At 67.8% G+C, this 11,659-nt stretch carries 5 protein-coding genes; all 5 read left to right on the top strand.

Going from position 1 to position 11,659, the window contains the following annotated elements; all coding sequences use genetic code 11:
• Positions 1-391: 391 nt before the first annotated feature.
• A complete protein-coding gene (gene rpoB / locus IEV65_RS11740) occupies positions 392-3,865 on the top strand; it encodes a DNA-directed RNA polymerase subunit beta (RefSeq protein ID WP_188431023.1) in 3,474 nt (1,157 codons plus the stop codon).
• A 114-nt stretch (positions 3,866-3,979) separates the two neighbouring features.
• The gene (locus IEV65_RS11735; RefSeq protein WP_188431021.1) at positions 3,980-7,906 is read left to right on the top strand and encodes a DNA-directed RNA polymerase subunit beta'; all 3,927 of its coding nucleotides are present in this window, start codon (positions 3,980-3,982) and stop codon (positions 7,904-7,906) included.
• Positions 7,907-8,507: 601 nt separating this feature from the next.
• Positions 8,508-8,882 (top strand): 30S ribosomal protein S12, encoded by a 375-nt coding sequence (gene rpsL, locus IEV65_RS11730; protein ID WP_188431018.1) that lies wholly within the window; start codon positions 8,508-8,510, stop codon positions 8,880-8,882.
• Positions 8,882-9,352, top strand: a complete 471-nt coding sequence (gene rpsG, locus IEV65_RS11725) for a 30S ribosomal protein S7 (RefSeq protein ID WP_188431016.1) — start codon at positions 8,882-8,884, stop codon at positions 9,350-9,352. The genes rpsL and rpsG overlap by 1 nt, the downstream gene beginning before the upstream one ends.
• A 119-nt stretch (positions 9,353-9,471) precedes the next feature.
• Positions 9,472-11,574, top strand: a complete 2,103-nt coding sequence (gene fusA / locus IEV65_RS11720) for an elongation factor G (RefSeq protein ID WP_188431014.1) — start codon at positions 9,472-9,474, stop codon at positions 11,572-11,574.
• Positions 11,575-11,659 lie beyond the last annotated feature (85 nt).

Here is an 11,659-nt window from a genome sequence, read left to right as displayed (position 1 = left end):
ACCCCGCCCGTGGTCGTTCCACAGTGGTCGTTCCACAACGGTCGTTCCACAACGGTCGTTCCACAGCACGGGGGAGGGTCGGCTTGACGAACGGGCGGGCGAGGGTCCACAGTTGCTACGCCGAACCTCGGGGGGAGGGAGCGCAGGTCCGGTCGCGACGGAGCGACCGCGATCGAGAGATCGATTGGACCTGTGCGGCTGTCGCGTGTATGCTGTCGCTTTGCGCTGCCCTTTACCTGCCCCCGATCTCACCTGACCCACGGCATCGCGCGTCGCCGACCGCCCACCCGGACTGGCTGATGCGCTTGACACCGTCGAGTCGTCGTGTCCGGGAGTCGGCCGGGGGTGGCCTGACCTTAGCCGCCCATCAGGCCCGTGGAAGGACCAATCCTTGGCTGCCTCGCGCACTGCGAAGAAGACTGTGTCCACAGCTCGTACGGCATCTGGCCGTCTGAGCTTTGCAAAGATCAGGGAGCCCCTCGAGGTTCCCGACCTGCTCGCCCTGCAGACCGAGAGCTTCGACTGGCTCCTCGGCAACGAGGCGTGGCAGTCGCGCGTCGCCGCTGCGCAGGCCGACGGACGCAACGACATCCCCACCACCTCCGGTCTGGAGGAGATCTTCGAGGAGATCTCCCCGATCGAGGACTTCTCCGGCTCCATGTCGCTGAGCTTCCGCGACCACCGGTTCGAGGAGCAGAAGTACTCCGTCGAGGAGTGCCAGGAGAAGGACATGACCTACTCCGCGCCGCTCTTCGTCACCGCGGAGTTCATCAACAACACCACGGGTGAGATCAAGAGCCAGACCGTGTTCATGGGCGACTTCCCGCTCATGACGCCGCGCGGCACCTTCATCGTCAACGGCACCGAGCGCGTCGTCGTCTCCCAGCTGGTCCGCAGCCCGGGCGTCTACTTCGAGCGTGCCCTCGACAAGACCTCCGACAAGGACATCTTCTCGGTCAAGGTCATCCCCAGCCGCGGAGCCTGGCTGGAGTTCGAGATCGACAAGCGCGACCAGGTGGGCGTCCGCGTCGACCGCAAGCGCAAGCAGAGCGTGACCGTGCTGCTGAAGGCGCTCGGCTGGACCGAGGCCCAGATCCTCGAGGAGTTCGGCGACTACGAGTCGATCCGCGCGACCCTGGAGAAGGACCACACGGCCAACCAGGACGAGGCCCTGCTCGACATCTACCGCAAGCTGCGCCCGGGCGAGCCCCCCACCAAGGAGGCCGCGCAGACGCTGCTCGACAACCTGTACTTCAACCCCAAGCGCTACGACCTCGCCAAGGTCGGCCGCTACAAGATCAACAAGAAGCTGGGGCTGCAGGCGCCGCTGGAGGAGTCCGTCCTCGGCATCGACGACATCGTCGCCACGATCAAGTACCTCGTCGCGCTGCACGCCGGCGAGACCTCGCTGCCGATGCCGGTCGGCGAGATCCCGGTCGAGGTCGACGACATCGACCACTTCGGCAACCGCCGTCTGCGCAGCGTCGGCGAGCTCATCCAGAACCAGGTCCGCACCGGCCTGTCCCGGATGGAGCGCGTCGTGCGCGAGCGCATGACGACCCAGGACGTCGAGGCCATCACGCCGCAGACCCTGATCAACATCCGGCCGGTCGTCGCCTCCATCAAGGAGTTCTTCGGCACCAGCCAGCTCTCGCAGTTCATGGACCAGAACAACCCGCTGTCCGGGCTGACGCACAAGCGTCGTCTGTCCGCGCTGGGCCCGGGTGGTCTGTCCCGTGACCGCGCCGGCATGGAGGTGCGTGACGTCCACGTCTCGCACTACGGCCGCATGTGCCCGATCGAGACGCCTGAAGGCCCGAACATCGGTCTGATCGGCTCGCTCGCCTCCTACGGCCGGATCAACCCCTTCGGCTTCGTCGAGACCCCCTACCGTCGCGTCGTCGACGGCAAGGTCACCGACGAGGTGGACTACCTGTCCGCGGACGAGGAGGACCGTTTCGTCATCGCCCAGGCCAACGCGAGCCTGGCCGACGACGGCACCTTCCTCGACGAGCGCGTGCTCGTCCGGGCCCGCGACGGCGAGGCCGTCGACGTCCCGGCCGGCGAGGTGGACTACATGGACGTCTCGGCGCGCCAGATGGTCTCCGCCGCGACCGCGATGATCCCCTTCCTCGAGCACGACGACGCCAACCGTGCGCTCATGGGCGCCAACATGCAGCGCCAGGCGGTCCCGCTGGTGCGCGCCGAGGCTCCGCTGGTCGGCACGGGTATGGAGTACCGCGCCGCCATGGACTCCGGCGACGTGGTGCGGGCCGCCAAGTCCGGCGTGGTCCAGGAGGTCTCCGCCGACCTGGTGACCGTCGCGAACGACGACGGGACCTACACCTCGTACAAGATCAACAAGTTCACCCGCTCCAACCAGGGCAACTGCTACAACCAGCAGGTCCGGGTGGACGCCGGTGACCGCGTCGAGGCCGACCAGCTCATCGCCGACGGTCCCGCGACCGACGGTGGCGAGATGGCGCTGGGCCGCAACCTGCTCGTGGCGTTCATGCCGTGGGAGGGCTACAACTACGAGGACGCGATCATCCTCTCCCAGCGGATCGTGCAGGACGACGTCCTGTCCTCGATCCACATCGAGGAGCACGAGATCGACGCTCGTGACACCAAGCTGGGTCCGGAGGAGATCACTCGGGACATCCCGAACGTCTCCGAGGACGTGCTGGCCGACCTCGACGAGCGCGGCATCATCCGCATCGGCGCCGAGGTCCGCGACGGCGACCTGCTCGTCGGCAAGGTCACGCCCAAGGGTGAGACCGAGCTGACCCCGGAGGAGCGCCTGCTGCGCGCCATTTTCGGCGAGAAGGCCCGCGAGGTCCGCGACACCTCGATGAAGGTGCCGCACGGCGAGACCGGCACCGTCATCGGTGTCAAGGTCTTCGACCGCGAGGACGGCGACGAGCTGGCCCCCGGTGTCAACCAGCTGGTGCGCGTCTACGTCGCGAACAAGCGCAAGATCACCGACGGTGACAAGCTCGCCGGCCGCCACGGCAACAAGGGCGTCATCTCCAAGATCCTCCCGGTCGAGGACATGCCGTTCCTCGAGGACGGCACGCCGGTCGACGTCGTGCTCAACCCCCTCGGCGTGCCCGGTCGAATGAACATCGGCCAGATCCTCGAGCTGCACCTCGGCTGGGCCGCGGCGCAGGGCTGGAAGATCGAGGGCGAGCCGGAGTGGGCCGAGCTCATCCCGGGCGACGCCCGCGAGGCCGGTCCGCGCACCCGCGTCGCCAGCCCCGTCTTCGACGGTGCCCGCGAGGAGGAGATCGCCGGTCTGCTCGACTCCACCCTGGAGACGCGCGACGGTCAGCGGCTCATCGACCGGGGCGGCAAGGCCCGCCTGTTCGACGGTCGCACCGGCGAGCCCTACCCGGACCCGGTGTCGGTCGGCTACATGTACATCCTCAAGCTGCACCACTTGGTGGACGACAAGATCCACGCGCGCAGCACGGGTCCGTACTCGATGATCACCCAGCAGCCGCTCGGTGGTAAGGCCCAGTTCGGTGGCCAGCGCTTCGGCGAGATGGAGGTCTGGGCCCTGGAGGCCTACGGCGCCGCCTACGCCCTCCAGGAGCTGCTGACCATCAAGTCCGACGACGTGACCGGTCGCGTCAAGGTCTACGAGTCGATCGTCAAGGGCGACAACGTGCCCGAGCCGGGCATCCCGGAGTCCTTCAAGGTGCTCATCAAGGAGATGCAGTCGCTCTGCCTGAACGTCGAGGTCCTCTCCTCCGACGGCACGCAGATCGACCTGCGCGAGTCGGACACCGAGGTGTTCCGCGCCGCGGAGGAGCTCGGGATCGACCTGAGCCGTCGCGAGCCCGCCTCGGTCGAGGAGGTGTGACGGCGCGAAGCGCCCTGTCACACCTGACGAAAGGCGCCGGGCGCAGCCCGTCCGAGGCACGCCCGGCGCCAACACAACTTGAGTCTTACGCATACCTGAGAAAGAAGGCACACGGTGCTGGACGTCAACTTCTTTGACGAGCTTCGTATCAGGCTGGCGACGGCCGACGACATCCGGACCTGGTCGCACGGCGAGGTCAAGAAGCCGGAGACCATCAACTACCGCACCCTCAAGCCCGAGAAGGACGGCCTCTTCTGCGAGAAGATCTTCGGCCCGACCCGGGACTGGGAGTGCTACTGCGGCAAGTACAAGCGCGTCCGCTTCAAGGGCATCATCTGTGAGCGCTGCGGCGTCGAGGTGACCCGCGCCGGCGTGCGCCGCGAGCGGATGGGCCACATCGAGCTCGCCGCCCCGGTCACCCACATCTGGTACTTCAAGGGCGTCCCGTCGCGCCTGGGCTACCTGCTCGACCTGGCCCCGAAGGACCTGGAGAAGGTCATCTACTTCGCGGCCTACATGATCACCAGCGTCGACGAGGAGGGCCGCCACCAGGACCTGCCCTCCCTCGAGAACCAGATCCAGACCGAGAAGAAGGCCCTCGAGAACCGCCGTGACGCGGACGTCGAGGCGCGCGCCAAGAAGCTCGAGTCCGACCTGGCCGAGCTGGAGGCCGAGGGCGCCAAGGCGGACGTCAAGCGCAAGGTGCGTGACGGTGCCGAGCGCGAGATGAACCAGATCCGTCGTCGGGCCGACCAGCAGGTCGAGCGCCTCGAGCAGGTCTGGGACCGGTTCAAGAACCTCAAGGTCCAGGACCTCGAGGGCGACGAGATCCTCTACCGCGAGATGCGTGACCGCTTCGGCATGTACTTCGAGGGCGGCATGGGTGCGGCGGCCCTGCAGAAGCGTCTGCAGACCTTCGACCTGGAGGCCGAGGCGGAGTCGCTGCGCGAGATCATCGCCACGGGCAAGGGCCAGCGCAAGACCCGAGCCATCAAGCGCCTCAAGGTCGTCACCAGCTTCCTGACCACCAAGAACGAGCCGGCCGGCATGGTCCTGGACTGCGTCCCCGTCATCCCGCCGGACCTGCGCCCGATGGTGCAGCTCGACGGTGGCCGGTTCGCGACCTCGGACCTCAACGACCTCTACCGCCGCGTCATCAACCGCAACAACCGGCTCAAGCGGCTGCTGGACCTCGGCGCTCCCGAGATCATCGTCAACAACGAGAAGCGGATGCTGCAGGAGGCCGTCGACAGCCTCTTCGACAACGGCCGTCGTGGCCGCGCGGTCACCGGCCCCGGCAACCGCCCGCTGAAGTCGCTGTCCGACATGCTCAAGGGCAAGCAGGGTCGGTTCCGTCAGAACCTGCTCGGCAAGCGCGTCGACTACTCCGGCCGTTCGGTCATCGTCGTCGGCCCGCAGCTGCGCCTCCACCAGTGCGGCCTGCCCAAGCAGATGGCGCTGGAGCTGTTCAAGCCGTTCGTGATGAAGCGCCTGGTCGACCTCGACCACGCCCAGAACATCAAGTCGGCCAAGCGCATGGTCGAGCGTGGCCGCAGCGTCGTGTGGGACGTCCTCGAGGAGGTCATCACCGACCACCCCGTGCTGCTCAACCGTGCACCCACGCTGCACCGTCTCGGCATCCAGGCCTTCGAGCCCCAGCTGGTCGAGGGCAAGGCGATCCAGATCCACCCGCTGGTCTGCACCGCCTTCAACGCCGACTTCGACGGTGACCAGATGGCCGTGCACCTGCCGCTGTCCGCGGAGGCGCAGGCCGAGGCCCGCATCCTCATGCTGTCCAGCAACAACATCCTCAAGCCGGCGGACGGTCGCCCGGTGACCATGCCCACCCAGGACATGATCATCGGTCTGTTCCACCTGACGAGCGAGGCCACCAAGGAGCCGGAGACGGCATACCTGGTGGACGAGGACGGCAACCGCCACCTGCGCGCCTTCTCGACCGTCGCGGAGGCCCGCATGGCCTTCGACGCCGGCCAGATCGCGCTGGGGTCCCCGATCCGTCTGCGGATCACCGGCACCGCGGCCCCGCTGGGCCACGAGCTGCCGGAGGACGCGGTCGTCTCCGAGGACGGCGTCGTCGACATCTTCGAGCTGGAGACCACGCTGGGCCGCGCCATCTTCAACGACGCGCTGCCGGTGAACTACCCCTACGTCAACGACGTGGTGGAGAAGAAGCGTCTGTCCGGGATCGTCAACGACCTGGCCGAGCGCTACACCAAGGTCCAGGTGGCCGCGAGCCTCGACGCGCTCAAGGACACCGGTTACCACTGGGCCAGCCGCTCCGGCACCACGGTGGCCGTCTCCGACGTCCAGACCCCGGCCCGCAAGTCCGAGATCCTGGCCGGCTACGAGACCAAGGCCGCCAAGGTGCAGCAGCAGTACGAGCGTGGTCTGATCACCGACGACGAGCGCCGTCAGGAGCTTGTCGAGATCTGGACCCAGGCGACCAACGAGGTGGCCAAGGAGCTGGAGACCTCGATGCCCAAGGACAACACCATCTACCGGATGGTGACCTCGGGTGCTCGTGGTAACTGGTTCCAGCTGCGGCAGATCGCCGGTATGCGTGGCCTGATGGCCAACCCGAAGGGCGAGATCATCCCGCGTCCGATCAAGTCGAACTTCCGCGAGGGCCTCTCGGTCCTGGAGTTCTTCATCTCGACGCACGGTGCCCGTAAGGGTCTGGCCGACACCGCGCTGCGCACCGCCGACTCGGGCTACCTGACCCGTCGTCTGGTGGACGTGTCGCAGGACGTCATCATCCGCGAGAACGACTGCGGCACCGACCGTGGCTTCGTGATGCCGATCGCCGTCCGCGGCGAGTCCGGCGCGCTGCGTGAGCACGACGACGTCGAGACCGCGGTCTACGCCCGGACGCTGGCCGAGGACGTCGTGTCCGCGGACGGCGAGGTGCTGGCCGAGGCCGGCATCGACCTGGGCGACGTGGTCATCGACCGCCTGGTCGCCGCGGGCATCGAGTCGGTCAAGGTCCGCTCGGTCCTGACCTGCGAGTCGCTGGTCGGCACCTGCGCCAAGTGCTACGGCCGCTCGCTGGCCACCGGCAAGCTCGTGGACATCGGCGAGGCCGTCGGCATCATCGCGGCCCAGTCGATCGGTGAGCCCGGCACCCAGCTGACGATGCGGACCTTCCACACCGGTGGTGTGGCCGGTGACGACATCACCCAGGGTCTGCCGCGTGTCGTCGAGCTCTTCGAGGCCCGCACCCCCAAGGCGGTCGCCCCGATCGCCGAGGCCAGCGGCCGCATCGAGATCGAGGACACCGACAAGGCGCGTCGCATCCTGCTCACGCCGGACGACGGCTCGGAGGAGCACGCCTACCCGGTGAGCAAGCGCTCCCGCCTGCTGGTCAAGGACGGCGAGCACGTCGAGGTCGGCACCCAGCTGGTCTCCGGTGCGATCGACCCCAAGCAGGTCCTGCGCATCCTCGGCCCCCGCGCCACCCAGCAGCACCTGGTGGACGAGGTCCAGGGCGTCTACCGCCAGCAGGGTGTGTCGATCCACGACAAGCACATCGAGGTCATCGTGCGGCAGATGCTGCGCCGGATCACGATCATCGAGGCCGGCGACGCGGACCTGCTCCCGGGCACCCTCGTCGACCGCGGCCGCTTCGAGACCGAGAACCGCCGCGTCGTCTCCGAGGGCGGGCGCCCGGCCTCGGGCCGTCCCGAGCTCATGGGCATCACCAAGGCCTCGCTGGCGACCGACTCGTGGCTCTCCGCCGCCTCCTTCCAGGAGACGACGCGCGTCCTCACCGAGGCCGCCATGGAGGCCAAGAGCGACCCGCTGCTCGGCCTGAAGGAGAACGTCATCCTGGGCAAGCTGATCCCGGCCGGCACGGGTCTGACCCGCTACCGCAACCTCACGGTCGAGCCGACCGAGGAGGCCAAGGCCGCGGCCTACAGCGTCCCGGTGTACGACGACTTCGACTACGCCGGCACCTTCGGCCAGGGCTCGGGCGAGGCGGTCCGCCTCGACGACCTGCCGATCGGCGACGAGCGGTTCTGACGCTGACGCCGGTCCCCGGACCGGCCACCTGAGCACCGCCAGGGGCGGGTATGCCGTGACTCACGGCATACCCGCCCCTCGTCGTCTCCCGGGGTCCGGGCTGCGGTCAGCCCGGTTCGACGCCGCCCGGCGTGTCGTGCACCGTGCGCAGATCGTTGCGGCGTGTCGCGCGCTCCGGCACGGATCCTGCACAACCGAACCTGCACGACCGAACCCGGCGTGTCTGCCACCCCGGCGGAACACCGAGGGGGAGCGGCTGGGGATGGTGGTGCGAGGCGCGCGGGGAGGGTGAGCCACTGATTTGGCTGGCTGGGCACGTGCCGGTAGTCTGGAGAACCGTGTGTGGGCTAGGTCCCGCATGCGCGTGGACGCCCCGGCCCAGCCGGGCGTCGCGCACACCACCTCTCGCCGGGCAGTCCGTCCGGCCCCATCCCGTGTCTGCACATAGTGCACCACGGGCGGGCCGCCGGGAAGTGCAGGGGAGAGCAGCGTGTCCGTCGCTCCCGACCGGGGGTGCGGAGCGCAGAAGCCAAGGAGCGTGAAGCCGGCCGGTGCACCCGGGCGGGGGACCGCACGACCACATCGACTGAGAAGAGCATCAGTGCCCACGATCAACCAGCTCGTCCGCAAGGGCCGCGCGGACAAGGTCAAGAAGACCAACTCCCCGGCCCTGAAGGGCAACCCGCAGCGCCGCGGCGTCTGCACCCGCGTCTACACCACCACCCCCAAGAAGCCGAACTCCGCCCTCCGCAAGGTCGCCCGTGTGCGCCTCACCAGCGGCGTCGAGGTCACGGCCTACATCCCGGGCGTCGGCCACAACCTGCAGGAGCACTCGATGGTGCTCGTGCGCGGCGGCCGCGTGAAGGACCTTCCCGGTGTCCGTTACAAGATCATCCGCGGGTCCCTGGACACCCAGGGCGTCAAGGGTCGCAACCAGTCCCGCTCCCGCTACGGCGCCAAGAAGGAGAAGAAGTAATGCCTCGTAAGGGCCCCGCTCCCAAGCGCCCGCTGATCCAGGACCCGGTCTACGGGTCGCAGCTGGTGACCCAGCTGGTCAACAAGATCCTGCTGGACGGCAAGAAGTCCACCGCCGAGCGCATCGTCTACGGCGCCCTCGAGGGCTGCCGCGCCAAGACCGGCACCGACCCGGTGCAGACCCTCAAGCGCGCGCTCGACAACGTCAAGCCCGCCCTCGAGGTCAAGTCCCGCCGCGTCGGCGGTGCGACCTACCAGGTCCCGGTCGAGGTCAAGCCGAACCGCTCGACCACCCTCGCCCTGCGCTGGCTGGTCGGTTACTCGCGTCAGCGTCGTGAGAAGACGATGACCGAGCGTCTGATGAACGAGATCCTGGACGCGAGCAACGGCCTGGGCGCCGCGGTGAAGCGTCGCGAGGACACCCACAAGATGGCTGACGCCAACAAGGCGTTCGCGCACTACCGCTGGTGATGCCCGGGGGGTGAGGGTATGCCGCAGCCGCGCCCCCGGGCGCGTGCCGCGCCCCTCACCCCCCGCCACCCGCACCGCATACCCACCGACCACGAGACGACCAAGCAGAGAGAGAGACCGTGGCACAGGACGTCCTGACGGACCTGAGGAAGGTCCGCAACATCGGCATCATGGCGCACATCGATGCCGGCAAGACGACGACCACCGAGCGCATCCTGTTCTACACGGGTGTCAAGCACAAGATGGGTGAGACGCACGACGGTGCGTCGACGACCGACTGGATGGAGCAGGAGAAGGAGCGGGGTATCACCATCACCTCCGCTGCTGTCACCAGCTTCTGGAAGGGCACCCAGATCAACCTGATCGACACCCCGGGCCACGTGGACTTCACCGTCGAGGTGGAGCGCAACCTCCGGGTGCTCGACGGCGCGGTCGCCGTGTTCGACGGCAAGGAGGGTGTGGAGCCCCAGTCCGAGACCGTGTGGCGCCAGGCCGACAAGTACGGCGTCCCGCGCATGTGCTTCATCAATAAGATGGACAAGATGGGCGCGGACTTCTACTTCTCCGTGCAGACCATGGTCGACCGTCTCGGCGCGACCCCGCTGGTCATGCAGCTGCCCATCGGCTCCGAGTCCGACTTCGTCGGCATGGTCGACCTGGTCACCATGAAGGCCCTGGTGTGGCCGAAGGAGACCGCGCTCGGCGAGGACTACGAGATCGTCGAGATCCCCGAGGACCTGAAGGACAAGGCGGAGGAGTACCGCAACGCCCTGGTCGAGAAGGTCGCCGAGGCCGACGAGGACCTGCTCGAGAAGTACCTCGGCGGCGAGGAGCTGACCGAGGACGAGATCCACGCCGGCGTCCGTGCGCTCACGCTGGCCGGCGAGGTCAACCCGGTCTTCTGCGGCACCGCGTTCAAGAACAAGGGCGTCCAGCCCCTGCTCGACGCGGTCGTGGCCTACCTGCCGTCCCCGCTGGACCTCCCCCCCACCGAGGGGCACAAGCCGGGCGACGAGGAGACCGTGATCTCCCGCAAGCCGTCCTCGGACGAGCCCTTCGCGGCGCTGGCGTTCAAGATCGCCACGCACCCGTTCTTCGGCACCCTGACCTACATCCGCGTCTACTCCGGCGAGATCACCGCGGGCCAGCCCGTGATGAACGCCACCAAGGGCCGCAAGGAGCGTCTGGGCAAGCTGTTCCAGATGCACGCCAACAAGGAGAACCCGGTCGAGAAGGTGTCGGCGGGCCACATCTACGCGGTCATCGGCCTCAAGGACACCACGACCGGTGACACCCTCTGCGACGTCAACGACCAGATCATCCTGGAGTCGATGACGTTCCCGGAGCCGGTCATCCACGTGGCGATCGAGCCCAAGACCAAGGGTGACCAGGAGAAGCTGGGCACGGCGATCCAGAAGCTGGCGCAGGAGGACCCGACCTTCACCGTCCGCCTGGACGAGGAGACCGGCCAGACCGTCATCGGCGGTATGGGCGAGCTCCACCTCGACATCCTCGTGGACCGCATGAAGCGCGAGTTCAAGGTCGAGGCGAACGTCGGCGCCCCGCAGGTCGCCTACCGCGAGACGCTGCGACGCACGGTCGAGAAGTTCGACTACACCCACAAGAAGCAGACGGGTGGGTCGGGCCAGTTCGCGAAGATCCAGATCTCCCTGGAGCCGATCGACACTGCCGAGGGCGAGCTCTACGTCTTCGACAACGTCGTCACCGGTGGCCGCGTGCCGAAGGAGTACATCCCCTCGGTCGACGCGGGCATCCAGGACGCCATGCAGCTGGGCATCCTCGCCGGCTACCCGGTCGTCGGCGTCAAGGCCACCCTCATCGACGGTGCCTACCACGACGTCGACTCCTCGGAGATGGCGTTCAAGATCGCCGGTTCGATGGCCTTCAAGGAGGCCGCCCGCAAGGCCGACCCGGCCCTGCTCGAGCCGATGATGTCGGTCGAGGTCCGTACGCCCGAGGACTACATGGGCGACGTGATCGGTGACCTCAACAGCCGTCGTGGTCAGATCCAGGCCATGGAGGACATCTCCGGTGCCAAGGTCGTCAAGGCCCTGGTCCCGCTGTCGGAGATGTTCGGGTACGTTGGTGACCTCCGCTCCAAGACGCAGGGTCGTGCCAACTACACGATGCAGTTCGACTCCTACGCCGAGGTTCCGCGGAACGTGGCCGAGGAGATCATCAAGAAGGTCCGCGGCGAGTGAGCTGACTCACTCCGTCCGCGGAGTGATGGACCTCCAGCTTCACCATCCATCAAAACCCGAAGACGTCGCCCCGGCAGTCCAGCCG

It is taken from the genome of Ornithinimicrobium tianjinense (assembly GCF_014636495.1).
GTDB lineage: Bacteria > Actinomycetota > Actinomycetes > Actinomycetales > Dermatophilaceae > Ornithinicoccus > Ornithinicoccus tianjinensis.
Note: the sequence above shows the minus strand (reverse complement) of the source record. Positions and strands in the feature narration are given on the sequence as shown.

Excerpts from the sequence above, each read along its gene's own strand:
- rpsG (WP_188431016.1), top strand. The coding sequence starts at position 8,882 with ATGCCTCGTAAGGGCCCCGCTCCCAAGCGCCCGCTGATCCAGGACCCG.